This window comes from Corynebacterium evansiae (genome assembly GCF_027570065.1).
GTDB lineage: Bacteria > Actinomycetota > Actinomycetes > Mycobacteriales > Mycobacteriaceae > Corynebacterium > Corynebacterium evansiae.
Genome location: NZ_JAKMUT010000002.1, coordinates 84,639 through 111,142, shown reverse-complemented (window position 1 = coordinate 111,142; position 26,504 = coordinate 84,639). Strand labels below are relative to the sequence as shown.

At 64.3% G+C, this 26,504-nt stretch carries 23 protein-coding genes; 10 read left to right on the top strand and 13 right to left on the bottom strand.

Annotation, left to right across the window (positions count from 1 at the left end):
• Nucleotides 1-44: 44 nt before the first annotated feature.
• Complete coding sequence (gene tkt, locus L8V00_RS02460) at nucleotides 45-2,135, bottom strand: transketolase (protein ID WP_269944135.1); 2,091 nt, start codon at nucleotides 2,133-2,135, stop codon at nucleotides 45-47.
• A 257-nt stretch (nucleotides 2,136-2,392) separates the two neighbouring features.
• On the opposite strand from tkt, the gene L8V00_RS02455 reads away from it, so the two are divergent.
• Nucleotides 2,393-3,331, top strand: a complete 939-nt coding sequence (locus L8V00_RS02455) for a heme o synthase (protein WP_035003895.1) — start codon at nucleotides 2,393-2,395, stop codon at nucleotides 3,329-3,331.
• A gap of 14 nt (nucleotides 3,332-3,345) precedes the next feature.
• On the opposite strand, the gene L8V00_RS02450 is transcribed toward L8V00_RS02455, so the two are convergent.
• The 5 genes from L8V00_RS02450 to mptB form a co-directional block, all read right to left on the bottom strand.
• Nucleotides 3,346-4,056, bottom strand: a complete 711-nt coding sequence (locus L8V00_RS02450) for a hypothetical protein (protein ID WP_269944134.1) — start codon at nucleotides 4,054-4,056, stop codon at nucleotides 3,346-3,348.
• Nucleotides 4,057-4,076: 20 nt separating this feature from the next.
• The gene (locus L8V00_RS02445; protein WP_269944133.1) at nucleotides 4,077-5,138 is read right to left on the bottom strand and encodes a COX15/CtaA family protein; all 1,062 of its coding nucleotides are present in this window, start codon (nucleotides 5,136-5,138) and stop codon (nucleotides 4,077-4,079) included.
• A gap of 71 nt (nucleotides 5,139-5,209) precedes the next feature.
• Nucleotides 5,210-6,001 carry an ABC transporter permease gene (locus L8V00_RS02440; protein ID WP_035003901.1) on the bottom strand — a complete coding sequence of 264 codons (792 nt, stop codon included), beginning with the start codon at nucleotides 5,999-6,001 and terminating at the stop codon, nucleotides 5,210-5,212.
• The gene (locus L8V00_RS02435) at nucleotides 5,998-6,996 is read right to left on the bottom strand and encodes an ABC transporter ATP-binding protein (protein WP_035003903.1); all 999 of its coding nucleotides are present in this window, start codon (nucleotides 6,994-6,996) and stop codon (nucleotides 5,998-6,000) included. Before L8V00_RS02435 ends, L8V00_RS02440 begins: the two co-directional genes overlap by 4 nt.
• Before the next feature lie 30 nt (nucleotides 6,997-7,026).
• Complete coding sequence (gene mptB / locus L8V00_RS02430) at nucleotides 7,027-8,778, bottom strand: polyprenol phosphomannose-dependent alpha 1,6 mannosyltransferase MptB (protein ID WP_269944132.1); 1,752 nt, start codon at nucleotides 8,776-8,778, stop codon at nucleotides 7,027-7,029.
• Nucleotides 8,779-8,991: 213 nt separating this feature from the next.
• On the opposite strand from mptB, the gene L8V00_RS02425 reads away from it, so the two are divergent.
• The 7 genes from L8V00_RS02425 (at nucleotide 8,992) to L8V00_RS02395 (ending at nucleotide 15,422) form a co-directional block, all read left to right on the top strand.
• A complete protein-coding gene (locus L8V00_RS02425) occupies nucleotides 8,992-9,675 on the top strand; it encodes a MarR family transcriptional regulator (protein ID WP_049049969.1) in 684 nt (227 codons plus the stop codon).
• 3 nt (nucleotides 9,676-9,678) lie between these two features.
• Nucleotides 9,679-11,121 carry a Fe-S cluster assembly protein SufB gene (gene sufB / locus L8V00_RS02420; protein ID WP_034987621.1) on the top strand — a complete coding sequence of 481 codons (1,443 nt, stop codon included), beginning with the start codon at nucleotides 9,679-9,681 and terminating at the stop codon, nucleotides 11,119-11,121.
• A 5-nt stretch (nucleotides 11,122-11,126) separates the two neighbouring features.
• Nucleotides 11,127-12,338, top strand: a complete 1,212-nt coding sequence (gene sufD / locus L8V00_RS02415) for a Fe-S cluster assembly protein SufD (protein WP_269944131.1) — start codon at nucleotides 11,127-11,129, stop codon at nucleotides 12,336-12,338.
• A 45-nt stretch (nucleotides 12,339-12,383) separates the two neighbouring features.
• Entirely contained in the window at nucleotides 12,384-13,139 is a 756-nt protein-coding gene (gene sufC, locus L8V00_RS02410; protein WP_011273561.1) for a Fe-S cluster assembly ATPase SufC, read from the top strand.
• Between the two features lie 82 nt (nucleotides 13,140-13,221).
• On the top strand, nucleotides 13,222-14,475 hold the full coding sequence (locus L8V00_RS02405) for a cysteine desulfurase (RefSeq protein ID WP_269944130.1): 1,254 nt from the start codon (nucleotides 13,222-13,224) through the stop codon (nucleotides 14,473-14,475).
• 67 nt (nucleotides 14,476-14,542) lie between these two features.
• On the top strand, nucleotides 14,543-15,004 hold the full coding sequence (gene sufU, locus L8V00_RS02400; protein ID WP_011273559.1) for a Fe-S cluster assembly sulfur transfer protein SufU: 462 nt from the start codon (nucleotides 14,543-14,545) through the stop codon (nucleotides 15,002-15,004).
• 10 nt (nucleotides 15,005-15,014) lie between these two features.
• Nucleotides 15,015-15,422 carry a metal-sulfur cluster assembly factor gene (locus tag L8V00_RS02395; RefSeq protein ID WP_011273558.1) on the top strand — a complete coding sequence of 136 codons (408 nt, stop codon included), beginning with the start codon at nucleotides 15,015-15,017 and terminating at the stop codon, nucleotides 15,420-15,422.
• A gap of 12 nt (nucleotides 15,423-15,434) precedes the next feature.
• Here the strand turns inward: L8V00_RS02395 and L8V00_RS02390 are convergent, their stop codons facing one another.
• On the bottom strand, nucleotides 15,435-16,508 hold the full coding sequence (locus tag L8V00_RS02390) for a lycopene cyclase family protein (RefSeq protein ID WP_269944129.1): 1,074 nt from the start codon (nucleotides 16,506-16,508) through the stop codon (nucleotides 15,435-15,437).
• A 400-nt stretch (nucleotides 16,509-16,908) separates the two neighbouring features.
• Between L8V00_RS02390 and L8V00_RS02385 the strand changes: the two genes are divergently transcribed.
• Nucleotides 16,909-18,540: an ABC-F family ATP-binding cassette domain-containing protein gene (locus L8V00_RS02385; protein WP_269944128.1), complete on the top strand. Its 1,632-nt coding sequence runs from the start codon at nucleotides 16,909-16,911 to the stop codon at nucleotides 18,538-18,540.
• Nucleotides 18,541-18,549: 9 nt separating this feature from the next.
• Here L8V00_RS02385 and L8V00_RS02380 read toward each other — a convergent pair whose 3' ends face one another.
• Both L8V00_RS02380 and L8V00_RS02375 read right to left on the bottom strand, forming a co-directional pair.
• Complete coding sequence (locus L8V00_RS02380; RefSeq protein ID WP_269944127.1) at nucleotides 18,550-19,293, bottom strand: glutamine amidotransferase; 744 nt, start codon at nucleotides 19,291-19,293, stop codon at nucleotides 18,550-18,552.
• Nucleotides 19,294-19,327: 34 nt separating this feature from the next.
• A complete protein-coding gene (locus L8V00_RS02375; protein ID WP_269944126.1) occupies nucleotides 19,328-22,726 on the bottom strand; it encodes a DUF6537 domain-containing protein in 3,399 nt (1,132 codons plus the stop codon).
• 241 nt (nucleotides 22,727-22,967) lie between these two features.
• Between L8V00_RS02375 and L8V00_RS02370 the strand changes: the two genes are divergently transcribed.
• A complete protein-coding gene (locus L8V00_RS02370; RefSeq protein WP_035003921.1) occupies nucleotides 22,968-23,447 on the top strand; it encodes an Lrp/AsnC family transcriptional regulator in 480 nt (159 codons plus the stop codon).
• Here the strand turns inward: L8V00_RS02370 and L8V00_RS02365 are convergent.
• The 4 genes from L8V00_RS02365 to L8V00_RS02350 are packed head-to-tail and all read right to left on the bottom strand — an operon-like array spanning nucleotide 23,424 to nucleotide 26,465.
• A complete protein-coding gene (locus tag L8V00_RS02365; RefSeq protein WP_070487490.1) occupies nucleotides 23,424-24,182 on the bottom strand; it encodes a hypothetical protein in 759 nt (252 codons plus the stop codon). The genes L8V00_RS02370 and L8V00_RS02365 overlap by 24 nt on opposite strands.
• Nucleotides 24,183-24,200: 18 nt before the next feature.
• Nucleotides 24,201-25,574 (bottom strand): PFL family protein, encoded by a 1,374-nt coding sequence (locus L8V00_RS02360; protein ID WP_035003923.1) that lies wholly within the window; start codon nucleotides 25,572-25,574, stop codon nucleotides 24,201-24,203.
• A gap of 20 nt (nucleotides 25,575-25,594) precedes the next feature.
• Entirely contained in the window at nucleotides 25,595-25,864 is a 270-nt protein-coding gene (locus tag L8V00_RS02355; RefSeq protein ID WP_005294749.1) for an ACT domain-containing protein, read from the bottom strand.
• 31 nt (nucleotides 25,865-25,895) lie between these two features.
• Complete coding sequence (locus tag L8V00_RS02350) at nucleotides 25,896-26,465, bottom strand: TetR/AcrR family transcriptional regulator (protein ID WP_269944125.1); 570 nt, start codon at nucleotides 26,463-26,465, stop codon at nucleotides 25,896-25,898.
• Nucleotides 26,466-26,504: the final 39 nt, after the last annotated feature.

The following is a 26,504-nucleotide window of genomic DNA, read 5'->3' as shown; positions in this document are numbered from 1 at the left end:
AGGAATCAGTCCTTGCTGTGGGGGTGGGGGTGGGGTTGTGGGGTTTACTTGTTCGCCGCGATGGAGTCGTGCGCAGCGGCGACGACTGCCTCGGAAGTGATGCCGAACTCGCGGTAGAGCGTCTGGTAGTCCGCCGAAGCGCCGTAGTGCTCCAGGGAGACCGTGCGGCCGTTCAGGCCGACGAAGCGGTGCCACGGCATGGAGATGCCAGCCTCGACGGAGACGCGAGCCGTCACGCTGCTTGGCAGGACCTGCTCCTGGTACTCGGCATCCTGCTCGAGGAACCACTCCATGACCGGCATGGAAACCACGCGGGTGCCCACGCCCTGGCTCTCCAGCTCCTTGGCGGCCTCCACGGCCAGCTGTACTTCGGAGCCGGTGGCCAGCAGGATGACCTCCGGGGTGTCCGTCGATTCCTCGACCAGCACGTAGGCACCGCGAGCCACGCCCTTGGCAGCCTTGTCCTGGGTTCCCTCCAACACGGGGACGTTCTGGCGGGTCAAGACCAGAGCCTTCGGGGACTCCTCGGCCTGCAGGGCAGCCACCCAGCCGGCAGCGGTTTCGTTAGCGTCCGCCGGGCGGATAACCGCCAGGTGGGGGATGGCGCGGAGGGAGGCCAGGTGCTCGACCGGCTGGTGGGTGGGGCCGTCCTCACCCAGGCCGATGGAGTCGTGCGTCCACACGTGGTAAACATCCGACTTCATCAGTGCGCCCAGGCGCACCGCACCGCGGGCGTAGTCGGAGAACTGCAGGAACGTCGCACCATAAGGGCGCGTCGGGCCGTGCAGGGCGATGCCGTTCAGGATGGCGACCATGCCGTGTTCGCGGATACCGAAGTGCAGGTTGCGGCCGCCCGGTTCCGCGGTGAAGTTGCGGGTGCTGATGGCCTCCGGGCCGAAGCTCGGGGAGCCCTTGATGATGGTGTTGGTGGAGCCAGCCAGGTCAGCGGAACCGCCCCACAGCTCCGGCAGGGTCTTACCCAGAGCCTGCAGGGTGGCCTCCGAAGCCTTGCGGGTAGCCAGGGACTCGCCGGCCTCCCAGCTGGGAACCTCGGCGTCGAAGTCCTCCGGAAGTTCGCGGGAGTACAGACGGTCGAACAGAGCCTTGTTCTCCGGGTTGTTCTCCGCCCAGGCGTCAAAAAGAACCTGCCACTGCTTGTGCGCCTCCGCGCCACGATCGATCAGACCGCGGGTGTGGGCGATTACGTTGTCCTCGACCGGGAACGGCTCGTCCGGGAAGTCCAGGGCCTGCTTGATGCCCGTGATCTCCTCCGCGCCGAGGGCAGCGCCGTGGGAAGCGCCGGTATCCATCTTCGTCGGGGCGGGGTAGGCGATGACGCTGCGCAGGCGGATGAAGGTGGGGCGGGAAGTCTCGGCCTTGGCGCGCTCGACTGCGTCCAGGATGCCCTCGACATCCTCGCCGGTGACCTCGAGGGTCTGCCAACCGTAGGCGGCGTAGCGGGCGGAGACATCTTCGGTGAAGGCGATCTCGGTCTGGTCCTCGATGGAGATCCCGTTGTCGTCCCAGAAAACAATGAGGTTGCCCAGCTGCTGGGTGCCTGCCAGGGAGGAAGCCTCGGAGGTCACGCCCTCCTGCACGTCGCCGTCAGAAGCGATGACGTAGATGAAGTGGTCGAAGGGGGACTCGCCGGCCGGAGCCTGCGGGTCGAACAGGGCGCGCTCGCGGCGGGAAGCCATCGCCATACCCACCGCGGACGCCAGGCCCTGGCCCAGCGGGCCGGTGGTGATCTCCACGCCGTCGGTGTGGTGCACCTCCGGGTGGCCCGGTGTCTTGGAGTCCCAGGTGCGCAGCGCCTGCAGGTCCTCCAGTTCCAGGCCGAAGCCGCCCAGGTACAGCTGGATGTATTGGGTCAGGGAGGAGTGGCCAGCCGAGAGGACGAAGCGATCCCTGCCTACCCAGTGCACTTCCTGCGGGTCGTGGCGCAGCACGCGCTGGTACAGGGTGTATGCCAGCGGCGCCAGGCTCATTGCCGTGCCGGGGTGGCCCGAGCCGCAGTTCTCCACGGCGTCTGCGGCCAGTACGCGGGCAAGGTCGACCGCGCGCGTGTCGGTCTCCGTCCAGTCCGCCGGGTAGTTGCGCACCGTGAGTGCCTGCTGTTCTGGGGAGAGAGTCACTGTCAGTTGCCTTTCTTCATCAAGCCGAATACCCCATACATACTAATGGTCGTAAACGTTCGCCGTGGCTAGTGGGCGCAGTTGCAGGCCGGATTTTCGCGGCAAAAATTTTTTGCACTCCGCGGGAACTATTTGGAGCTCCCGTACGACCATATGTAGATGGGCGAGTGCAGGCTCTGTTTCGGCCTGCACCCTGCGCTCGGGTAGCGTTAGACGCGATTCGGAAAATTTTCGAGAAGGTGGAGGCGAGGCAGCCGGTGAAGACATTCGCTGAGACGGCCAAGGCATATCTAGCACTGACCAAACCCAGGGTCATTGAATTGTTGCTGGTGGCCACGATCCCTGCGATGTTGCAGGCAGCGCGCGGCGAAGTGAACTTCGGCCTTATCCTCCTGACTCTCATCGGCGGCTGGATGGGAGCTGGCGCGGCCAACACGTTCAACAACGTGGTCGATCACGACATCGACCAGCTGATGCGCCGCACCCGTCGCCGTCCGACTGCCCGCCAGACCGTCTCCGTCGGGGAGGCCCGCGTCTTCGCCTGGGTGCTGCTGATTGCCTCTGTGCTGTGGCTGGGCTTCTTGTGCCACTCCTGGCTGGCCGCCGGATTTATCGTGCTGACGAACTGGTTCTATGTTTTCGTCTACACCAAGTGGCTCAAGCGCCGTACCTGGCAGAACGTCATCTGGGGCGGCGCTGCTGGCTGCATGCCGGTGATTGTTGGCTGGGCCGTCATCACTGATAACAACGGCGGTGCGTTCCACGCCGGGTGGTCCTCGTGGGTTCAGGCGCTCATTTTGTTCATGATTATTTTCTTTTGGACGCCGCCGCATACCTGGGCTCTGGGAATGCGCTACCGCGAAGACTACGAGGCCGCGGGCGTGCCCATGATGCCCGTGGTCAAGCCTCCGCTGCAGGTAACGCGCCAGATCCTGGGCTACACCTGGGCGACCGTGATCACTTCGCTCCTGCTGGTTCCGGCGGCTAGCTGGATCTACCTGGCTGCCGCACTGATTTCCGGCGGCTGGTTCATCATCAAGGCTCACATGCTGCACCAGGGAGTGAAGAATGGTACGCCGGTGAAGCCGATGCAGCTGTTCTTCCTATCGAACAACTACCTGTCTATCCTCTTCGTCGCGCTCTCCGTGGACGCGGTGCTGGGGTGGCAGACGCTCGCCGAGGCTGTGCTCGGCTAGCATCACGACTAAGATCACCAAGCCGTCCTGAGCCAGTAGCGTTCAGCGAGGTTGAATATGGCTTCGCACTGTTGGTGCGTGAGTCCGGGGTCGAGTTCGGCATGCGTCTGCCCAGGAAGGCGACTTACGCCGACGATTGCCCATCCGTTATTGTTCCAACCATTCGCGACAGCGGTTTTCGCCGATGAGGCCATATTGCAACGCATGCGATACCAGTCGGGCCTGGCCTTCATCTCGAATTCAAAAGACTGCATCTGCCGGAACGAGCCATCCGGGTAGAGCACTTGGAGAGGTGCCCGGTAGTAGTCGATCCAGCCATTCTTCCAGGCAGTAGCTATTCTCCTGCGCCGCGAAAGCGTGCTGTTGATCAGAAAGCCCACGGCCATGACGAAGGCGATTCCAGCAAAAAAGAAGAAGGCGTTCATGAAACTAAGACTGTCGCCCGTGGAGTCCGCGCCGCGTGCACTACCGAATGGCATCATGAGGGCGATGACTGTAAAGACAACACCGACGAGTCCAGCTGCCACGAGGATAGAAATACGTAATGGCATTTCCTGTGAGTACGGCGGAGGACCCGCCGCGCTCACGGCTTGAAAGCATCCGCTGCTATCCCGCATCGGGTTAGGAGTGGAGTAGTAGTGTTCGCCCCGACCGGGCACCAATGGAGTGTCCACCCCCGAGTTGAATTTCAGGGTGGTGCGCGGCATGCGCGTCGGCTGAGTCATAATTCGGCATCTTAGCCGTCTTAGGCGTCGACAGTCTCCTGACGCTGGCAGTCACCGGCCGTCGTGCCCGTCAGGCTGGCGTTGCCGCCGCTGTAGCGGTACTTCAGAGCCCAGAGGAAGCCGGTGGCCGCGGTAGTAAGCCCGGAGCCGATAACGTGAATCGGCACCGACCAGCGGGGGACACCCAGCCAGTACTGCATGATGCCGACGATGGCCTGCAGAATGATCGCGGCGATCACCCAGTAGGAGGCCATTTTTATGCGGTGCTCCAGGTTCAGTGCGAACACGCCTGCCAGCAAGCCAACGGTCAGGCCCAGGTAGAGGTACATGAAGCCAGCGTGGATGTGCGCCATGTCAATCAGCGGAACCTGCAGACGGTGCTCCGGAAGAATCGCCTCGTCGCCCGCGTGCGGACCGGCACCGGTCACCAGGGTGCCGGTAATCAGGACGATCGCCAGGCTCAGCGCGGATCCGTCGGTGAGAATGCGCAGGGGACGTGGCATCAGGGGTTGCATCTCGCCATCGTCGGGCTCACCGATGCGCACCACCAGCTTCGCGGCCAGGAAGACCAGCAGCATGCTGGGCAGGAAGTGCAGGGCAACGGTCCACCACATCAAATCCATGTGCACGGTGATGCCACCCAGAACGGCCTGGACGATAATGCCGATGCCCTGGATGAAGGCCAGGTGGAGAATCGTAGAGCGGCGCGCGGCGCGCACCACGGAAATGAAGCACACCAGGGCGGCGATGATCAGCACAAAGGTCAGGGTGCGGTTACCGAACTCAATCAATTGGTGAATCCACGGCGCGGAGCCAGCAACCGGGAACAGGGAGCCCGGGTGGCACTGCGGCCACGTGTCGCAGCCCAAACCGGAGCCCGTAACGCGCACCAAAGAACCGGTGAAGGTAATTCCCGTCTGGCAGGCCAACAGGATGATGGCGAAGAGCCGCTGGCGCCGGATAGTCGGGGCGGTAACGGGCCGAGGGAAGCCAAACCTGCGGTCGACTGCATGTGCAAAGGCGTACAGCTTCAGCAGCGCTCTGACGAAGGGATTGCTCTCCTCCGCGGCGCGTTGTTTCATAGTCTCAAGCACGCCTTTAAGACTATCGGAAGCCCACGTGGCGGGGCTAATTGCCGCTAGCCGTCCTTGCGTTAGTCGCTCTCCATGGTGAAGCGGAAAAGCTTTAGCGCGAGGACCGAGCCGATCACGGCCCACACGGCCAGGCTCAGCAGCGCCAACCAGTTGAATCCACCGGCAACCACTGCGGTGTGGAAGCCTTCCATTAGCGCCACCGAGGGCACGGCCATGAGGAAAGCACTGACGTTTTCACCGGCCGGGGTTGCCATGGTGGCGAACACAGCCGCACCTAGCAAAACGAACCAGATCGTGTTGCCCAGCGCCAGCACCAGCTCCGAGCTCAGGGTGCCGCCCAGCAGCAGCCCCAGGCTGGTGAAGGCCGCAACCCCCAGTACCGCCGTCACCAGGGCCGCAGGCAACCCCACGATGTCCGGGCGCCATCCCAGCGCGAATGAGGCGATGGATAGCACCAACACCTGCAGCAGCACCACGATGCACACTGCGACAACCTTGCCCGCGATCAGCGCCCAGGTGGGCACACCCGCCGCACCGATGCGCTTCAACGCCCCATAGCGGCGGTCGAAGGCCACCGCGATGGCCTGGCCCGTAAAGCCCGCACCCATCAGCGCAATCGCCAAAGCCATGGGGAAGATGCGGCTGACTGCGTGGGATGCGTCATCGCCGGGAACAAGCGTCAGACCAATAAGCAGCCCCAACGGGATGACCATAGAGAGCAATTGCTGCTCCCCGTGGCGCAAGAACAACAGCGATTCGATCTTGGCCTGGGCCTTTACGATGTCGCCGGACTTCGCCTGCTGAGGTGCGGGGGCAAAGAGCCCTGGCTCGAAGCGGCTGGTGGTACTCATGAGCGGATGTCCTTTCCGGTGATAGAGAGGAAGACGTCCTCCAGCGACTGCCTGTTGACCTCGAGCTGGCTGATCATCACGGACTCATCGGCGAAAGCCTCGGCCACCGCTGCAACCAACTGCGGGCTCAGCTCCTCAGCCTCGATCCTGAAGTGGCGGGGGCGCAGCTCGTCCACCGTCACCGGCACCTCCGCGCGCTTGGCAATGGCCGCGGAGACATCGGGGAGTGCGGCGTCGGAATCAACCTGCACCGCAAGCCACGCACCGGTGGAGTTCGGGTCGCGGCTCGACATCATCTCCTCGGGCGTGCCAGAAGCGACCACGCGACCGGAGTCAATGATGACCACCTGGTCGGCCAGCGCCTCGGCCTCGTCCATCAGGTGGGTGGTCAGCACCACCGCCACGCCGTCGCGCTTCAGCGAGGCCACCAGATCCCACACCGCCAGGCGGGACTGGGCGTCCAGGCCGGCGGTCGGCTCGTCCAGGAACACCAGCTCGGGGCGCCCCACCAGCGCGCAGGCCAGGCTCAGGCGCTGCTGTTGGCCACCCGATAGGCGCCGGTAGGGAGTCTTTTCGTGGCCGGTCAGCCCGACGGTCTCGAGCAGCCAGTCGGGATCCAAGGGGTTTTTCGAGTATGACGCCACCAGCCGTAACATCTCGCCCACGCGGATTCCGGGGTACGCGCCGCCACCTTGCAGCATTACCCCGATGCGACTGCGCACCTCGTCCGACTCGACGGCCGGATCCTTGCCGAACACGCGGATGGTGCCCTCGGTGGGACGGATGAAGCCCTCGCACATTTCGACGGTCGTGGTCTTGCCAGCGCCGTTCGGGCCGAGGAGAGCGAGCACCTGGCCGGCGGACAACTCGAGGCTCAGCCCGTCGACGGCGCGGCGCTCGCCGTAGGTCTTGACTACGTCGCGGAGCTGAAGCACGGGAGAGCTCGCCCGTGCTGGGGCTGCTTGGGTTGCCTGGGTTTCAGGTCTTGTGGTCATGATGTGAAAGTCTAGCCCCCTGGCAGCGTTTTACGTAGCAGCGGCTACTGCCCGCCGGAGTTTATCGGAGCGAAACGACAGGGCCTCGGCCAGATCTGCGTTGTGGGCCGCCATAGCCCGCAGAGCCACCAGCGCTACCAGGAAGAACACGAGACTTATCGCATAGATGTAGATCACCGTGGAGGTTGGCAGGGAAAGTCCGCGGGGGAGGATGAAGAAGCTGAACACCACCGAATAGATAACGGCGGTGAGGTGGAACGCGCGCCTGTTCGCCCAGGCCGCAAGGGGGAGGATCGCCCACAGAAGGTACCAGGGGTGCACGACGGGGAAGAAAAGCACCAGGATGAGGGTGGCCACGCCCAGCCCGCCTACGGGGTGGATACGGCCGCGGAAGGAGGCCCACAGCATGCGAACCACCCAGAACGCACCCACGAGCAGTCCGAGGGTGCGGAAGATGATCAGCGCCGAATCGGTGTGATCGCCCAGCCCCAGAAGGGCACCGAGCGCCCCGGAGGACAGCCCAAGGGAGGTGGTGATCGACATCCAGGAGATGATCTCCGCAGCGCCACCCTGGGAGGTGATCCAGCCGAAACCGACACCGGTGAATAGGGAGAATGCGACGGACGTTACGACCGCGACGGCTACGGCGACACCCGCGGCGGAGCAGAGATCCAGCAGGCGCCCGCCGAACCAGCGGGCGAGTGCGGCACCGGCGAAGCCCAGGCCGATGAAAGCCGTGACTTTGACCAGGCCGGCCATTGTGATCAGGCCGAAACCGCCGATGATTAGTATCCAGCGGCTGGTGAGGGGGCGCTCTTCGTTATCCACGCCGCGCAGCACCAACTCCATGCCTGCGAGCAGAAGGCCGATCAGGGCGGCCTCGTTGTGAATGCCGCCGACCAGGTGCAGGATCGCCAACGGGTTCAATACGCCCAGCCACAAGGCAGCTCCACTCGACACGCCACAGCGCCGTGCAAGACGTACGAGAGCCCAGCCGCTTAAGGCCAGCCCCAGGATGGCCACCAACCGGTGCAGCACGATGCCCAGGATGATGGAGTTGTCAGTCAGCATGGAAATAACCTCGCCATAACCCAGCGCCACCGGCCCATAGGGTGCAGGGGAGTGCGCCCACATCAGGGGCACGGAACGGGCCAGGGGGTCGTCGATACCCAGCAGGTCTACGGGGCCGGCGCTGTAGGGGTCCCAGCCCTTCGCGGCGATCGCTCCCTGCGCCAGGTAGGAGTAGATGTCCTGGGTAAACAGTGGCGGAGTGACCATGAGCGGGGTGACCCACACGAAGAATGTGCGCCAATAAGTTCGCACCGGGATAGGGTGGTTGGGCCTGCCGGGCGCGGAGACAGCAAAGGTAGACAGAAGCAACCAGCCGTAGACCAAGAAGCCGATGCCAACGAAGACCAAAACGGTGGTGGAGTGCAGCATCCGCGCCAGCGTGTTCACGCCGGGGAAGTCCCAATAGGGGTTGTGGATCACGGGGAACGCACCGGCGCCCAGGCCGCCGACCGTGATCAGCATGGTGCCGAGGGCTCCCAGGAATACCGCAGCGTAAAGCCGCATGGAAAGCGCGCGACTCAGGGGCTGGAGCTGCAGGGAGCTTTCCGGCACATTGTCGCCCTCGGATTCCGAGTGCAGCTGTGCCGATCGCGACCCCGCCAGACCCAGGTGGGGCAATTGCTCCTGGAACCTCCGCCAGGGCGCCAAGAGACGCGACCCCCGAGACGAGCTCGGGGTGGCTCTCGGGGTGGCTGAGGTGGGGGTAGTCATAGGTGCAGATACTACCGAATGTCGCAAGCAATCTTCTTCAGCCATGGCCGTGACCAGCGCCACAGAGATAGCTCCAAGGATGGCCGCGAGTTAGGCAGGGTTACCTTAGTAGACAAGCGGGAATATTTACGACACACTTTTGTTGTCTAATCATGTAGGCACAACTTTAAGTTGCACAGGCGCACTCGAACAGAAGCTAAAGGAGGTACTAGCGTGGCACGGACATCTGAGGAGCGGGCAACCCAGCCCACTCCAGAGCACGACACGCGGCACCGCATTCTTCTGCACGTGCTGCGCCACGGTCCGGTGAGCGCATCGGACATTAGCGAGGCATTTGGGCTAAGCGCCGCCGGCGTTCGGCGTCACTTAGACAACATCGTCTCCGACGGCCTCGCCGAGGTCGTCGAGGCACCTCGTTCCGGGCAACGTGGACGGCCCGCCAAGCTCTTCAGGCTGACCGACGAAGGCCGGGCGGAGTTTGGACATGATTACGACACGCTCGCCTTGCTGGCTCTGCGTGCTCTTCGCTCTGCAGGAGGCGAGGAAGCGGTGGAGGACTTCGCCGCTCAGCGCATCAACGATCTGCTGCAGGACGTCTCCGACTCCGACGCAGACGTAGCCGCCAAGGCCCAGGCCATTGCCGACGCATTGACCGAGAGGGGCTACGCTGCCACTGTCGGCCACGCAGGCGGTGGCGTACAGATTTGCCGTCATCACTGCCCGATCCAAGATGTCGCTCACGAGTTCCCAGAACTGTGCGCGGCGGAGCACCGGGTGGTTGCAGAGCTGCTGGGACAGCACACCCAACCTTTGGCGACAATCGCCGACGGCAACGGTGTCTGCACCACCTATATTCCGCTTAGAACCATTGACCCTTCCCCCAAGAAGGAAAGTTAAACCATGACTCAAGCTGCACAAACACCTGAAACTAAACCCCAGACCGACGAAGAGATTATCGATTCCATCGGCGCGTACGGCTACGGCTGGCACGATTCCGATGTCGCCGGCGCCTCTGCCCGCCGTGGCCTTAACGAGGACGTCGTCCGCGACATCTCCGCGAAGAAGAACGAGCCGGAGTGGATGCTGAAGCGTCGCCTGAAGGCTCTGGACATCTTCGACAAGAAGCCACTGCCGACGTGGGGCGCGGACCTCAGCGATATCGACTTCGACAACATCAAGTACTTCGTCCGCTCCACCGAGAAGCAGGCTCAGACCTGGGAGGACCTGCCGGAGGACATCAAGAACACCTACGACAAGCTGGGCATCCCGGAGGCCGAGAAGCAGCGCCTGGTCGCTGGCGTGGCCGCCCAGTACGAGTCCGAGGTTGTGTACCACCAGATCCGCGAGGACCTGGAGAAGCAGGGCGTGATCTTCGTCGATACCGATACCGGACTGCGCGAGTACCCCGAGCTGTTCGAGGAGTACTTCGGCACCGTGATCCCGGCCGGCGACAACAAGTTCTCCGCGCTGAACACGGCCGTCTGGTCCGGTGGTTCCTTCATTTACGTGCCAAAGGGCGTGCACGTGGACATTCCGCTGCAGGCGTACTTCCGCATTAACACCGAGAACATGGGTCAGTTCGAGCGCACGCTGATCATCGTCGACGAGGACGCTTACGTCCACTACGTCGAGGGCTGCACCGCACCGATCTACAAGACCGACTCCCTCCACTCCGCAGTGGTCGAGATCATCGTGAAGAAGGGCGGCCGCTGCCGTTACACCACGATCCAGAACTGGTCGAACAACGTCTACAACCTCGTCACCAAGCGCACCAAGTGCGAAGAGGGCGGAACGATGGAGTGGGTCGACGGCAACATCGGCTCCAAGGTGACCATGAAGTACCCGGCCGTGTGGATGACCGGCCCGCACGCGAAGGGCGAGGTGCTCTCCGTGGCTTTCGCTGGCGAGGGTCAGTTCCAGGACACGGGCGCGAAGATGGTGCACATGGCTCCACACACGAGCTCGAACATCGTCTCCAAGTCCGTCGCCCGCGCCGGTGGCCGCGCTGCCTACCGCGGCCTGGTGCAGGTGAACAAGGATGCGCACCACTCCGCATCGAACGTCGAGTGTGACGCGCTGCTGGTCGACTCCATCTCGCGATCGGACACATACCCGTACAACGACATTCGTAACGACCACGTGACGCTGGGCCACGAGGCCACCGTCTCCCAGGTCTCCGAGGATCAGCTGTTCTACCTGATGTCCCGCGGCATCGAGGAGGAAGAGGCAATGGCGATGATCGTCCGCGGCTTCGTGGAGCCCATCGCCAAGGAGCTGCCTATGGAGTACGCCCTGGAGCTCAACCGTCTAATCGAACTGCAGATGGAAGGATCGGTGGGTTAAACCAAATGACCACCTCACTCAACGAAACCGAAGCGACTATCACACCGGTTCAGGCTGGTACGGATCACCAGACCAAGGGTGACCGTTTCACCTCTTTCTCGGCCGCGGACTTCTCCGTGCCGCGCGGTAAGGATGAGGATTGGCGCTTCACCCCGCTGCGCGAGCTGCGCGGCCTGCACGATGGCTCGGCCGTAGCTGGCAAGCGTGCTGCCGTCGCCGTCGGTGTTTCTGATGATGACGCCCCCAGCGTGACCGTCGAGCAGTTGGAGCCAGGCGACGAGCGCCTCGGTCGCGCGGGTGCTCCCGTGGATCGTGCGGCAGCCCAGGCGTGGGAAAACACCGAGTCCGCGGACTACGTGCGCGTCTCTAAGGATGCGGCGCTGAAGGCTCCGGTGACCATCACCGTCGACGGCCCGGGGGAGGACGAGGTCTCCTACGGCACCCTGGTCGTGGAGCTCGAGCCCCACGCTGAGGCCGTGGTGTTTGTCCGCTATGAGGGCTCCGGCGCGCACTCCGACAACGTCGAGTTCGTCGTTGGCACCGGAGCGAAGCTGACCACCGTGGTCTTCGAGGACTGGAACGACGATGCGGTGCACCTGTCGAACTCGCACATCCAGGTTGGCCGCGATGCAACCGTGCGCCACTACTACGCGGCCTTCGGTGGCCACGTGGTGCGCTCCGTGCCGCACGTGCGCTACACGGACACCGGCGGCGATGCTGAGCTGCTGGGACTGTACTTCGCGGATGCGGGTCAGTACTTCGAACAGCGCCTGCTGGTGGACCACTCGATCCGTAACTGCCGCTCCAACGTGCTGTACAAGGGTGCGCTGCAGGGCGAGCCGGAGAAGGGCAAGGATGCCCGCGAGGCACGCACGGCATGGATCGGCGATGTGCTGATCCGCCCGGATGCCACGGACACCGACACTTATGAGAAGAACAACAACCTGCTGCTGACCTCCGGCGCACGGGCAGATGCAGTGCCAAACCTGGAGATTCAGACCGGCGAGATCGTCGGCGCGGGTCACGCCGCAACCGTCGGTCGCTTCGACGACGAGCACATGTTCTACCTACAGTCCCGTGGCATCGACCCGGCCAGCGCGAAGATGCTGATCGTCCGCGGTTTCTTCACCGACGTCATCAAGCGCATCCCGGAAGAGTCCATCCGCGAGCTGCTGGAGGACAAGGTCGAGGCCGAGCTGCAGCACACGGTTCTTTAATTTCATTCCCCCTGTCAAACACCCAAAGAAAGCTTTTTACACACCATGAGCACTCTGGAAATCAAGAACCTGCACGCGCAGGTCGTCCCCGCCGACGAGAACGAGGATCCGAAGCCGATCCTGCACGGCGTGAACCTGACCATCAACTCCGGTGAGACCCACGCCATCATGGGCCCCAACGGCTCCGGCAAGTCCACCCTGTCGTACGCCATCGCAGGCCACCCGCGCTACGAGATCACTGAGGGCGAGGTACTGCTGGACGGCGAGAATCTGCTGGATATGGAGGTCGACGAGCGCGCCCGTGCGGGCCTGTTCCTGGCCATGCAGTACCCGACCGAGGTGCCGGGCGTTTCCATGGCCAACTTCCTGCGTTCTTCCGCCACCGCCGTGCGCGGCGAGGCACCGAAGATCCGCGAGTGGGTCAAGGAGGCCCGCGGTGCGATGGAAGAGCTGGCGATCGACCCGTCGTTCTCCGAGCGCTCCATCAATGAGGGCTTCTCCGGTGGCGAGAAGAAGCGCCACGAGATCCTGCAGCTGGGTCTGCTGAAGCCGAAGTTCGCCATCCTGGACGAGACCGACTCCGGCCTCGACGTTGACGCGCTGCGTGTCGTCTCCGATGGCATCAACCGCTACCAGGAGCGTGAGAACGGCGGCGTGGTAATGATTACGCACTACCAGCGCATCCTGAACTACGTGAAGCCCGACCACGTGCACGTCTTCGCCGACGGCCGCATCGTAGAGTCCGGCGGCCCGGAGCTGGCTGAGCAGCTCGAGTCCGAGGGCTACGAGAAGTTCATCTAAGCCTGCGCGTCACCCCTCCCATCCGTTTACTTCCTACCAACCTCGCTCGGCCCAGCCCTAGCTGGGCAGAAAGTGTGAACTTGTGAGTTCAACCAGTTCCCTGGACACCGCGAAGATCCGCAGCGACTTCCCGATTCTCTCGCGCACCGTGCGCGACGGGAAGAAGCTGGTGTATCTGGATTCCGGAGCTACCGCCCAGCGGCCAATGCAGGTGTTGGATGCGGAGCGGGAGTTCCTGACCACCCATAACGCTCCGGTGCACCGCGGTGCCTACGAGATCGCGGAGGAGGCCACCGAGTCCTACGAGTCCGCCCGTGAGGCCATCGCCGCCTTCGTCGGCGCCGAGGACCGGGAGATCGCCTTCGCCAAGAACGCCACCGAAGCGCTCAACGAGGTCGCCTACATTCTGGGCGACGCCCGGGCGGGGGAGCTGCAGGTCACAGAAGGCGACGAGATCGTAGTCTCCGAGCTGGAGCACCACGCCAACCTGGTGCCGTGGCAGGAGCTCGCCCAGCGCACCGGTGCGACCCTGAAGTGGTACTCCGCTACTCCGGATGGCCGCATCGACCTGGAGAGCCTGGAGCTCAGCGAGCGCACTAAGGTCGTTGCGCTGACGCACCAGTCGAACGTCACCGGCGCCGTGCTGGACGTCAAGGAGGCCGTACGCCGCGCCCGCGCAGTCGGGGCGATCTTCGTCCTGGACGCCTGCCAATCCGTGCCGCACATGCCCGTGGACTTCCACGAGCTGGACGTGGACTTCGCCGCGTTCTCCGGCCACAAGATGTTGGGACCTAACGGCGTCGGCGTCCTTTATGGCAAGACCCAGCACCTCGACCAGCTACCTCCTTTCCTGACCGGCGGCTCGATGGTGGAGAAGGTCACTATGGAGCGCACGACATTCACTGAAGCTCCACAGCGTTTCGAGGCTGGAACGCAAATGACTTCCCAGGTCGTGGGTCTGGGCGCTGCCGTGAAGTACCTGAGCGAGCTGGGTATGGACAAGGTTTCCGCCCACGAAGCGGAGCTGACGGAGTACGCCCTGGAGCAGCTGCAAACCATCGAGGGCTTGCGCATCATCGGTCCCACCGACTCGCAGGATCGCGGCAGTGCCCTGAGCTTCGTCGTGGAGGGGATCCACCCGCACGATCTCGGCCAGGTAGTCGACGATCAGGGCGTGTGCATCCGCGTAGGCCATCACTGCGCGTGGCCGGTGCACACGTGCATGGATGTGCAGGCTACCGCCCGCGCCAGCTTCTACATCTACAATGACCTTTCGGAAGTCGACGCGCTGGTCGCCGCCATCCGCAAGGCGCAAGAGTTCTTCGGCACGACATAGAAAGCAACGGCGAAGAAGCAGCGCAGAAACGGCGATTGAGGAAAGTACTAGAGGATACTAGGGCCCTATGAAACTTGAGCAGATGTACCAGGAAGTCATCCTGGACCACTACAAGCACCCGCAGCACGCGGGCTTGCGCGAGCCCTTCGAGGCCGAGGTGCACCACGTAAACACTTCGTGCGGCGACGAGCTCACGCTGCGCCTGCACCTCAGCGAGGACAACCAGACGGTCGAGGACATCTCCTACGACGCTGTGGGCTGCTCCATTAGCCAGGCCTCCACGTCCGTCATGGCCGAGGAGCTGGTCGGTCGCCCCGTCGCGGAAGCCTTCGCCAAGCTGGCGGAGTTCGAGCGCATGGTCACCTCCCGCGGCAAGATCGAAGGCGACGACGAGATCATCGGCGACGGCATTGCCTTCGCGGGTGTCTCCAAGTACCCCGCCCGCGTGAAGTGTGCCCTGCTGGGCTGGAAGGCCTTCGAGGCCGCTGCCACCGAGGCCGGCGTGAGCGCTAACACCAACACAGAGTAAGGAACACACCATGACTGAGAACGCAGAACCCACCGCCCCGGAGATGGATCCCTCGCCGCTGGACAAGGCCCCGGAGGGTCCGTCCGAGCGCAGCCCGGAGGACATGGCGCTGGCCGGGAAGGTCGAGGAGCACCTGCTGGACGTTATCGACCCGGAGCTCGGCATCAACGTCATCGACCTGGGCCTGGTCTACGACATCTGGATCGAGGACAAGACCGCGGTGCTGAACATGACTCTGACCTCCCCGGCCTGCCCGCTGCAGGACGTGCTGGAGGACCAGGCGCGCGATGCTGTGATCAACAACGTCGACGAGGTTTCCGACCTGCAGATCAACTGGGTGTGGACCCCGGCCTGGGGCCCGCACATGATCAACGAAGAAGGCCGCGAGCAGCTGCGTTTCCTCGGCTTCACGGTCTAGGGGTTTCACGGTCTAGGCCGAGTACATCCTCTGCCACACCGCCCGGCCCACCGACCAGGGGCGGCGGAATAGGGGACGGAGGAACTCGTGGCGCAGCCCGGTTCCCTCCCTTAGCGCCCACATCGTGCGTGCCACTTCCAGCCCGTCGCGCCCGCTCAGGTACGCAAGCTGCGCCCGCGTATCCAGAGCAAAGAAGTGCCCGAAGAAGTCCTGCAGCGTCGCACCATCCGCCCGGGCGATGAGCTCCCCGCCGACCTGCCGCAGCACATACGCCAGCCACCCGTCGGCGCGTTTGCCGTCCAGGAAGTCGTCGGCGGCCTCCAGTGCGTGCCCCAGCGAGTAGCCCGTCGCGGGATTGATAAACCCCGCCGCGGCGCCGAACTTTCTTTCTTTGTGACGCCGCCTAGTCCCCATCGGGATCGCGACCCGTTCTTCGCGCACTACAGTTTGGGCCCCTATGCGGTCTGCCAGGCGCGCCCGTAGAACCTCGAAAACTTCCTCCTGTTTCGCCGCATCGGCGCTGCAGTGCGCCGCGAGGATCGTCTCCTCGTACAGCCAGCCCTCGTCCGTGCGCTGGACATAGCAGAAGCTGGGTGGGCAATCCCCGGCCTGGGCAACCGTCCCGGTCCAATCCATGAAGGTGGGGGTGGACCCTGAAGGGGCGTCAGTAAAGGGTAGGAACCACCCGACGGCCAGTTGCCACAGTGCGGCGTCCGTCCGTGGGGCGCCGGTGCAGTCGATCGCCTCCATGCCATTGGGAAGCGGCTCAGGTTTGATGCGCACGCTCGAGCTGCGCAGGGCCTCCGCGACCGCCTCCTGGTTCAGCATCCGATAGCTAAACCCCAGCGTGCGGCGGGTGAGGGGAGTGCCCGCGACGACGTCCAGGGGTTCCGGTGCACTAAATAGGGGATCGGCCCAGGTGGGGATCTGCGTGGAAAACACGCCGTAGGTGCCGGGGAACGGAGTGGGGCTGGTGACGTCGAAGGCCGGATCATAGGCGGTGACGTGGAAACCGCGCTGTGCAGCTCGAATGGCCAGGAGCGCTCCGGCTGGACCGAGGCCTTTAAGCGCGAGCCGCTGGGTCACTTGAAACCTCCGATTCAGGATTCTTACCCCCGAACTTACACAGCCGTGTTTTACTCATCACTTCTTTAGGAAATTTTTGCGGCTTAATGCATTAGCTACAGGTATAAGAAGTGCCTAATAGAATAAGAAGCTTCGCAAGCTCAGGTTTAAGTTCAAGGTTTGGGGGACAGGCCAAAATCGGGTGTAACGCTTAGCCTGCGGGCGCCAAACACAGTTTCTAACATGAACGTTGTCCTACTCGGTACGAACATACCGAAAGGTGGGGCACGAAAAGAAGACAACCCCGTCGGTGACACACACCGGATGCGACTCGGGACTGTGGGGGACCCGGGCAACGCGACTCCGGTGTTCATGGGGTGGGAAGGGTCACCGACGGGGATGGCTGATAGGCTTCTTCCTTGTGATTGTTACTAATGACCTCGAGGTTCGGGTGGGGGCCCGAACCCTGCTGAACGCCCCCGGACAGCACCTACGAGTGCAGCCCGGCGATCGCATCGGCCTGGTCGGGCGAAACGGTGCGGGCAAGACCACCACCATGCGCATCCTGGCGGGCGAGGGCGAGCCCTACGGTGGCACCGTCACACGCAGCGGCGAGATGGGCTACCTGCCGCAGGACTCCAAAGAAGGCGACATCGAGCAGAGCGCGCGCGACCGCGTGCTTTCCGCGCGTGGCCTGGACCGCATCCGGCACTCCATGGAGCGCCAGCAGGAAATCATGGAGACCAGCGAATCCGCCGGCCAGCGCGATGCCGCGATCCTCAAGTACAGCCGCCTGGAGGAGAAGTACCACGCCCTCGGCGGCTACGAGGCCGACAGTGAAGCCGCGCAGATCTGCGACTCACTGGGGCTGCCCGAACGGGTGCTGGACCAGCCACTGAAGACCCTCTCCGGCGGCCAGCGCCGCCGCGTGGAGCTAGCGCAGATCCTCTTTGCAGCCACCGCCGGCTCCGGCCGTTCGCAGACGACACTTCTTTTGGACGAGCCGACTAACCACCTGGACGCGGACTCCATCACCTGGCTGCGCGGCTTTTTGGCCAAGCACGAGGGCGGGCTGATCATGATCAGCCACGACGTGGAACTACTGGACGACGTCTGCAACAAGATCTGGTTCCTGGACGCTGTGCGCGGCGAGGCCGACGTCTACAACATGGGCTGGACCAAGTACAAGGACGCCCGCGCCACCGATGAGGCGCGCCGCCGCCGTGAGAAGGCCAATGCCGAGAAGAAGGCCAGCGCGCTGAAGCAACAGGCCGAGAAGCTGGGAGCCAAGGCCACCAAGGCGAAGGCCGCCAAGCAGATGGCCGCCCGCGCGGAAAAGATGCTGGGCAACCTGGACGAGATCCGCGTCGAGGATCGCGTGGCCAACATCAGCTTCCCGGAGCCCGCCCCATGCGGCAAGACCCCCATGAACGCCAAGGGGCTGACCAAGATGTACGGCTCCCTGGAGGTCTTCGCCGGGGTGGACCTGGCCATCGACAAGGGCTCCCGCGTGGTGGTACTCGGCTTCAACGGCGCGGGAAAGACCACACTGCTGAAGCTGCTGGCTGGGGTGGAACGCACCGACGGCGAGGGCGGCATAGTCACCGGCCACGGCCTGAAGGTGGGCTACTTCGCCCAGGAGCACGACACGATCGACCCGGACAAGTCCGTCTGGGAAAACGCCGTCGAAGCCTGCCCCGATGCCGGCGAGCAGGACCTGCGCGGCCTGCTGGGTGCCTTCATGTTCTCCGGCGAGCAGCTGGAGCAGCCTGCCGGCACCCTGTCCGGCGGCGAGAAGACCCGCTTGGCTCTGGCCACCCTCGTGAGCTCCCGGGCGAACGTGCTGCTGCTGGACGAGCCAACCAATAACTTGGATCCGCAGTCCCGCGAGCAGGTGCTCGACGCGCTGCGAACCTACACCGGTGCGGTAGTGCTAGTCACCCACGACCCGGGCGCGGTGAAGGCCCTGGAGCCCGAGCGGGTGATCGTGCTCCCCGACGGCGTGGAAGACCTGTGGAGCGATGAGTACATGGAGATCGTCGAGCTGGCCTAGCCCAGCCAGCTAGCTCACCATCCCCAGCGAGCTGCGGGAGTGCTCCACAAAGCGCCGCAGCAACGAATTCGCCGCCGCCGTATCCTGCCCCTCGAAGCGTGCGTAAGTCTCCGCGATCTCCGCTGGGTCGCAGTAGCCCTCGTCCTCGTAGAAGCTGAGTCGCCGGGTGATACCGGCAGCATCCATCTCCGGATGGAATTGGCTGGTCCAGACGTTTTCGCGGTAGCGGTAGATCTGCACCGGGCAAGTTTCGCCGGTGGCCAGCAGCGTGGCTTCCTCGGGCACGCGCACCACGGAATCCTTGTGGCCCGTCAGCGCGGTGAAGCGGTCGGGGAGCGCACCCGTGATGGGGTCGACGCGCCCGGCGTCAGTAAGAGAAACCTCGCTGGTACCCGCCGATTCCGAGTACTTACTGTTGACCTCGCCGTCTAGGTAGTGCGCCAGCATGGAGGTACCGTAGCAGGTGGAGAAGATGCCGAAGCGCTGCCGCTCCGATTCGACCTGGATGAAATCCACCAGCTTCTGCGAGATCGCTTCCTGCCATTCCACGTCGACCGGACGGGTGATCGTAAACGGCGAGCCGCCGATGAACACGCCCTCCACGCCGTCGAAGCTTCCCAGGTCGGCGCTGGGGTTATCCAGCGGTCGCTGTTCGAGCTCGGCGGGGGTGAGGCCGCTGTAGCTGAGGAAGTCGGCGTATTCCGCGGCGAGCACCTCGGCGCCGCTGCGGGGGCATAGCAGTACGAAAGTCACATTCGTTACTGTAACAGACCGCTTGGTCTATTTACTATTTTTTGACGCCCGCGCGCCCCAACTTCTGCAGCAACTCCTGCGCACTGTCGATCTTCTTGTCCTCGAATCCCCGGACCCCGTCGGCTGCGGCGGCCAGCGAGGCCAGCTCCGCCACCTGCTCGGGTGCGTGGAGGTTCCGCGCCCGGCTCAGGATCTCTTCCCGGTAGGCGTTCACGAGCTTGCGCTCCAGCTTGCGCACCTCCGCGTAGCCGAAGATGTCCAGGCGCGTGCCACGCAGCCCCTTGGCCTTCGCCAGCGCACTGAGAACTGGGCGCATCCGCGGGCCAAGGCCGATCTTGCGGTTCAGCCCCAGCGCGCGCAGCAGCGGCGGCTGGAACTGCACCGTAACCTTGCCACCCTTCTGTGCCTCCGCGAATCCGGGATCCAGCGCCAGGCGGGCGACCTCGTACTCGTCCTTATAGGCGGATAGCTTGTGCAGTCCGGCGGCGAAGGCGCGGGTCAGCTCTGCCGGGCCGTCCGGGTTCACGCGCCGCTCGTGGGCGTGCACCGCGCGTACGTCGGTCAGGTAATCCTGGGCGTCCTGCTCGGAGCCCCAGCGGCGCATCTCGTCGAAGTACACCGCAACCTCGTCCACCAGGCTCGGCTCCAGCACCTCCTCGATCTTGGACCGGGTGCGGTCAAGGGGCTGAACTTCCTGGTACTGGGAGTAGTCGGGCTCCACGCCCATCAGCTCGATCAGCGCCTCCGGGCGGCTCACCAGCTGGCGGCCGCGGCGGAAGGCCTGAATGTTGGCCTCGGCCTTCTTGCCGTTGATCCGCAGGGCCTTTTCCATCGACTCCGGGGTCACCGGCAGCGCACCAGCCTGCACCGCAGCGCCGATCAGCAGCATGATCTGGAACGTGGACTCACCGAAGAGCTTGGTGGACACCCGAATCGCGTCGGTGATGATCGCCCGCTTCGCCGCATGCCCCAGCGCACCGGTGACCTGCACGCCATCGGGGCGGGTGGCCTTGACGTCCGTGCACATCTGGCCCGTGGGGGTCGCGGAGTTCGACAGCACCGCAACCGTCCGCGCCGCGTTGAGTACCGAGGTGCTGGCGTCTTCCGCACCCGTCACGCCGTCCAGCGCGATCAGCAGGTCCGCGCCGCCGCGCGGCACCGTGCCTGTGTGCTGGCCAATGCTCCTAGAGATCCGCAGGTCGGAGACCACCGACCCGCCCTTCTGCGCCAGGCCCGTCATGTCCGTGCCGCGCACCGCAAGTCCATCGAGGTGTGCGGCGGTGGCGATCACGGCCGAGGCCGTCATCACGCCCGTGCCGCCCACACCCGAGATGCGGATGTTCCACGGGTGCTTGCTGTCCAGCGCGCTCTCCGGCACCGGGTCAAGCGCGGTGGCGTCAATAGGCGGCACCTCGCGCTTCTCCTCGACCGCAACGACGGTCGTGAAGGCCGGGCAATCACCGGACAAGCACGAGCGGTCGGTGTTGCAGCTGGTCTGGTCCACGCGGGTCTTGCGCCCGAACTGCGTGTCCACCGGCTGCAGGGACAGGCAGCCGGACTTTTCGCCACAGTCGCCGCAGCCTTCGCAGATGCGCTCGTTGATCACGATCTTTTCAGTCGCCTGGGCGCGCTGGTTGCGGTTGCGGGCGCGGCGCTTCTCAGCGGCGCACTCCTGGTCGTGGATCAGTACGGAGACACCCTGCAGCACCTCCAGCTCCTTTTGCACCTCGGCGAGATCCTCGCGCGGGCGCACCTGCACACCGGAACCCCGCAGGGCGCGCCGCGTGCGCCGCACATCGTCGCTGGTCACGACGATCCTGGCCGGGTTCTCGGCCCGCACCATGTCGACCAGCCCCGCCAGGCTCGGCTGCCCCACGGGGTCCTGGCCGCCCGTCATCGCCACCGTGCCGTTGTGCAGCAGCTTGAGGGTTGCGTTTACCTTGGACGCCACCATTGCCCGCAGCGCCAGCGATCCCGAATGCAGGAACGTCCCGTCGCCCATGTTCTGCACGAAGTGCTCCTCGGACACGAAGCTGTGCATCCCGATCCAGTGTGCGCCCTCGCCGCCCATCTGCGCGGTGCCCATGATCTTGCCCACGCGCTTGTCGTCCATCAGCATCACCATGGCGTGGCAGCCGATTCCGGCTCCGACCAGCGTGTCCTCGTCCGCACGGGTGGAGAGGTTGTGCGGGCAGCCGGAGCAGAAGTGCGGCACGCGGTTAGGCACCGCCAGCGGCAGGGAGATCCGAGTGGGACCGCTCGTCACGCCGGCGACCTCGATACCCTCGTTGCGCAGGAGTTTGGGCAGTTGCTTCAGCGGGTCGTTCACGTGCTCGATCGCGGGGCGCACCGGGAGGTCGTAGAGGCAGGCGCGGACGGATTCCAGCAGGTGAGTACCGAGCTCCTCGGCCACCACGAGCGTATCCAGCCCCTCGCAGAAGCTCTCCAGCTCCTGCGGGTCCAGCGGGTAAGTCATCGCCAACTGCAGCACGCGCACGTTCGCCTCGCCCACGACCTCCGCGACCTCCAGGGAAGTGTTGCCCGCGCAGATCACGCCCACGCGGTCGCCGTCCCGCGCGCCCCACCAGCGGTTCAGTCGGTGCTCGCGGGCGTACTCCAGAGCCCGCTGCAGGCGCTCGCCCACGCGGGTGTCCTCCAGGTCCAGCAGTCGCTTGCCCAGCAGGCGAGCTTCGGGCACATGCTCGCCGCCGCGCTCCAGACCGCGGGCCGTCGTGGCCTCGCGGATGGCCTCCAGATCCACGCTGGCGGAGCCGTCAGCCACGGGAGTGGTGATGCGCAGCGCTGTCCACAGGCCGCTGTAGCGCGACATCCACGCTGCGTGCGTGCCGAGGCGCAGCACGTCGCCAGCGTCCGCCGGCACGAGGGTCGGCAATCCGAGATCCGCCAGGATTCGCCCGGAGGCCGAGGGGATCGTCGAGGATTTCGCCGTCGGGTCGTCGCCCACGAAGGCCACTGCGCCGCCCGTGCCGCTGGTGCCGGTCATGTTCGCGTGCCGCAGTGCATCGGCCGCCCTATCCAACCCCGGCGCCTTCCCGTACCAGTAGCCGACTACGCCGTCGATGCCATCCTTGACCGTCGCCCGATCCGTCATCTGCGATCCCGCAACGGCGGTGACGCCCAACTCCTCATTGACGGCAGGGAAGTGCTGCACATCAAACTGGCCGAGCAGCGACTTGCGGCGCCCCAGCTCGAGGTCGTACCCGCCCAGCGGGGAGCCCTCGTAGCCGGAAACGAAGCTGGAGGTCTGCAGCCCAATTTCACGGTCCGCCTCCGCGCGATCCAGCACGGTGCGCACGAGCGCCTGAATGCCGGTTAAGTGGATGTGCCCGGTCTTCTCCCGATAGCGCGACTGGGTGTAGTCGGGGAGATCCTGGACGGGGGAAATTGAGTCGGGGATGAAGGTGGAGGTCATCGCTGTTCACCCTTTCGTGCGAGCTGTCAGTTTGTGGTTTGAATCACATTAAGTGACAGCGAACCGCACTCGGTAGCACCTACGGGAAAATAGTTCACTTAGCAAAGGTTTTTTAGATTCCAGACCTGAAACCTAGGCCAATGGCCTAAAATCCCACCCAAGCAACAACAGATTTGCACACAAAAGTAGATGTTTCTTGCCAACAGGCCGTGAAGGGGCGTCACAAAGAAAGGTCAGAAGAATGAGGGACCTCGACCGGACAGACATCGAGCTCTGCATGCTACTCAACGAAAGGCCCAAGGCCGGGGTGCGCGAGTATGCGCGGGTACTCGGGGTGGCGCGAGCGACGGTGAGCAGCCGCATAGACAAGCTCGTGGAAAGGGGAGTGATAGGCAGCTTCGCCCCTCATTTCGACCCCGGCGCACTCGGCTTCCCGCTAGGCGCTTTCGTGCACGTCACACTGGACCAGCGGGCGCTCGACCAGGCGACGGCGGCGATCCTGAACATCCCGTGGATCACGGAGGCGCATTCTATCGCCGGGCCTTACGACCTATCGTGCCGGGTGGTGGCGCGCGATCACGAGCACCTGGAGCACATCACCCTCAAACTGCAGGAGGTCGAGGGCGTGCAGCGCACGCGGACGGAAATCATCCTGCGCTCCCGCATCCCCGCCCGGCACGGCCAGCTGCTGCGGGCGTTAGTGGATCTGCGAAACCTCTAGCGCCGCCTTGACCTGCTTGGCCGACAGGTCGGTAGAAATAGTGGCCGTTTCCGGCTGGCCCGCGATGTACCGGCAAATGGTCCAGCCGTTGGTGAACTCGGGCTCCAGCACGTCCATGGGGCCGTCCGCCATGTGCAGGTTATAGGGGCGCCCCTCCCAGTTGGCCGGGGCGTTGAACTCGCTGGTGCGGAACGTGAACGGCTCGGTGCCGTCGGTGGGGTAGGCCTGCACCATGGCCTTGTAGTAATAGCGGCGCTCCGTGTTCATGCGCTCCCCGTTGTCGTTGTGGGTAGACACCCGCGTTATCCACACGCCGCCCACGCGGGCGGGCGCAAATCGCAACCAGCCATTTCCCCAGGCCTTGCCCAGGATCCGCAGCCGACCGCGACGCTTGGAGGCGCTATAGAGTGCAACGCCCGCCATCAGCAGGCCAATGGCCCCGATCACCAGGCCAATGACCAGAGTCTGGGTGCCTCCGCGGGCGGCCAGGAAGCCACCCAGGCCAAACAGCACCACGCCGATTGTCAGCACCACCGTCTGCACCACGCTAAAGCCCGCGGTGTTGCCGGCAACGGGCATGCGGCCGTTGTTCGACAGCGCCGCGTTCAGCGCGACCGACCCGGCGGGGAGGGTGCACCGCTGATCGAATGTGCCCGACTGGTCGCCCCGCACGAGCCCGTCGAGCGGATCGTCGATGACAACCGAGGAGCGACCGTACTTGAAGACCTGCACCATGCGAGCGAGTAATCCTTCCTAGTTGCGGTAGCCATGCAGCGGGGCGGGGATGAAGCCACCGCGGTTGATGAACTCGGCGCTGCTTGCACGGTTCACGCCGATCACCGGTGCGTAGCCCAGCAGGCCACCGAAGTCCACATCGTCGCCCACCTTTGTACCGACGGCGGGGATCACGCGCACGGCGGTGGTCTTATGGTTCATCACGCCGATGGCGGCCTCGTCGGCGATCATTCCAGCAATCGACTCCGCAGGGGTGTCACCCGGGATGGCGATCATGTCCAGGCCGACGGAACAGATGGCCGTCATGGCCTCCAGCTTGTCGATGCTAATGGCGCCGCTGCGCACAGCGTCGATCATCCCTTTGTCCTCGGAGACCGGGATAAACGAACCCGAGAGGCCGCCGACGCGCGAGCAGGCCATCATGCCGCCCTTCTTCACCGCATCGTTCAGCAGCGCCAGGGCAGCGGTGGTGCCGTGGGTGCCCACCTGGCCGAGCCCCATGTGCTCCAGAATGTGCGCCACGGAATCGCCGAGTTCCGCGGTGGGCGCCAGGGACAGGTCCACGATGCCGAAGGGCACGCCCAACCTTTGGGCGGCCATCACGCCGACCAGCTGACCGGTGCGGGTGATCTTAAACGCCGCGCGCTTGATCTCCTCGGAGACCTCGTTGAGTGTTGCGCCTTCCATTCCGGCAACCGCGCGGTCGACCACGCCGGGGCCGGAAACACCCACGTTGATCACACAATCCTGCTCTTCCACCCCGTGGTAGGCGCCAGCCATAAACGGGTTGTCGGAGACGGAGTTGGCAAACACGACCAGCTTCGCGCAGGCCAGCGTGCCGCCCGGCCCATAAGTGGAGGCATCCTTGATGACGTGCCCCATCTCGCGGACCGCATTCATGTTGATGCCGGCCTTCGAGCTGCCGACGTTCACGGACGCGCAGACGACATTAGTTTCGTTCAGCGCCTCGGGCAGCGAGCGGATCAGGTCCAGCTCGCCGCGCGTGGCCCCCTTGTCCACCAGGGCCGAGTAGCCGCCGATGAAGTTCACGCCCACCTCGGTGGCCGCGCGATCCAGCGCTTCGGCAATACGCACCGGGTTGCCCTCTACCGCGGAGGCGAGGATGCCAACCGGGGTCACGGAGATGCGCTTGTTTACGATGGGGATGCCCAGCTCCCGCTCGATCTCCTGAGCCACCGGCACGAGGTTCCGCGCGTAGTCCACCACGCGCTCGAACACCGCCTCGGCGGTGGCCTCCATCGTTTCGCGGATGCAGGGCATGAGGTTGATGCCCATCGTTACCGTTCGGATGTCGAGACGGTACTTCTCGATCATCTCGATGGTTTCTAGGATGTTGTTGCTTTGGTTTGTGACGCCACGACGTGGATTCATTCTTTAAGCCTCCAGAACCCTTATACGTCGTGCATGGCGGAGAAAATGGCCTCCGACTGCACTCGGATGACGAGCTTCTCCTGTTTTTCGACCTCCGCCATGCGGTCCTGCACGTCGGCGATCCCGTGCTGGGAGTCGTCGATACGAACGTGCAGGATCATGGTGAAGTAGTCGTCCATGATGGTCTGGGAGACGTTGAGGATGTTGACGTCTAGCTCGGCCAGGGCGGTGGACACGGCGGCGATGATCCCGGTGTGGTCCAGCCCGGTGACGGTCATGATTGCGATCATGCACTACATGCTACTCACCGGGTTGGACAGCCTATTGTCCGGGGGAACGCAGCGCGCTTTCTACGAAGTCCAGCGCGTCGGACAGGCCCTCGGTGCCCTGCCGCTGGGCAAGCCGCCCAAGCACCCCCTCGAGCACCAACTCCAGCGTCTGGGCGATCGTCTCGATCTCCACATCCTTGCGGATCCGCCCGCCGGAGCGCTGTTCCCGCAGGCGGGTGCGCACGGTTTCGCGCAGCGCCAGCTGATCCAGCTCCCACTTGGCCGCGAAGCAGGGGTCGATGTTCACCCGGCGGGTGATCTCCACACGCATACCCCACCAGTCAGTCAAGTCTTTTGACTTGACGAGCGCACGAATGGCGCCGATGAGACCCTCGTCGGCCGCTAGTTCGGCCATCTTGCGCATGTCCTCGTGGGCAACCTCGAGAAACAGCTGATCCTTGTTGCCGTAATGGTGGAAAATCGCCCCGCGGGACTTGCCGATGGTTTCTTCCAACCGGGCGACGGTCGCGCCGTCGTAGCCGTAGGTAGCGAAGCAGTGGCGCGCACCGGACAGGATCTCGACCTTCCGCTCTGCCAGGTCCGTGTCGCTTACTTTGGGCATCTGCTTAAACCTCGTTGAGTTGTATGGGAGCACAAAGGC

Excerpts from the sequence above, each read along its gene's own strand:
- L8V00_RS02435 (WP_035003903.1), bottom strand. The coding sequence starts at position 6,996 with ATGACCACAAGACCTGAAACCCAGGCAACCCAAGCAGCCCCAGCACGG.
- sufU (WP_011273559.1), top strand. The coding sequence starts at position 14,543 with ATGAAACTTGAGCAGATGTACCAGGAAGTCATCCTGGACCACTACAAG.
- L8V00_RS02370 (WP_035003921.1), top strand. The coding sequence starts at position 22,968 with ATGAGGGACCTCGACCGGACAGACATCGAGCTCTGCATGCTACTCAAC.
- L8V00_RS02350 (WP_269944125.1), bottom strand. The coding sequence starts at position 26,465 with ATGCCCAAAGTAAGCGACACGGACCTGGCAGAGCGGAAGGTCGAGATC.
- L8V00_RS02355 (WP_005294749.1), bottom strand. The coding sequence starts at position 25,864 with ATGATCGCAATCATGACCGTCACCGGGCTGGACCACACCGGGATCATC.
- L8V00_RS02395 (WP_011273558.1), top strand. The coding sequence starts at position 15,015 with ATGACTGAGAACGCAGAACCCACCGCCCCGGAGATGGATCCCTCGCCG.
- sufB (WP_034987621.1), top strand. The coding sequence starts at position 9,679 with ATGACTCAAGCTGCACAAACACCTGAAACTAAACCCCAGACCGACGAA.
- sufC (WP_011273561.1), top strand. The coding sequence starts at position 12,384 with ATGAGCACTCTGGAAATCAAGAACCTGCACGCGCAGGTCGTCCCCGCC.
- L8V00_RS02440 (WP_035003901.1), bottom strand. The coding sequence starts at position 6,001 with ATGAGTACCACCAGCCGCTTCGAGCCAGGGCTCTTTGCCCCCGCACCT.
- mptB (WP_269944132.1), bottom strand. The coding sequence starts at position 8,778 with ATGACTACCCCCACCTCAGCCACCCCGAGAGCCACCCCGAGCTCGTCT.
- L8V00_RS02365 (WP_070487490.1), bottom strand. The coding sequence starts at position 24,182 with ATGGTGCAGGTCTTCAAGTACGGTCGCTCCTCGGTTGTCATCGACGAT.
- L8V00_RS02445 (WP_269944133.1), bottom strand. The coding sequence starts at position 5,138 with ATGAAACAACGCGCCGCGGAGGAGAGCAATCCCTTCGTCAGAGCGCTG.
- sufD (WP_269944131.1), top strand. The coding sequence starts at position 11,127 with ATGACCACCTCACTCAACGAAACCGAAGCGACTATCACACCGGTTCAG.
- L8V00_RS02360 (WP_035003923.1), bottom strand. The coding sequence starts at position 25,574 with ATGAATCCACGTCGTGGCGTCACAAACCAAAGCAACAACATCCTAGAA.
- L8V00_RS02375 (WP_269944126.1), bottom strand. The coding sequence starts at position 22,726 with ATGACCTCCACCTTCATCCCCGACTCAATTTCCCCCGTCCAGGATCTC.
- L8V00_RS02450 (WP_269944134.1), bottom strand. The coding sequence starts at position 4,056 with ATGACTCAGCCGACGCGCATGCCGCGCACCACCCTGAAATTCAACTCG.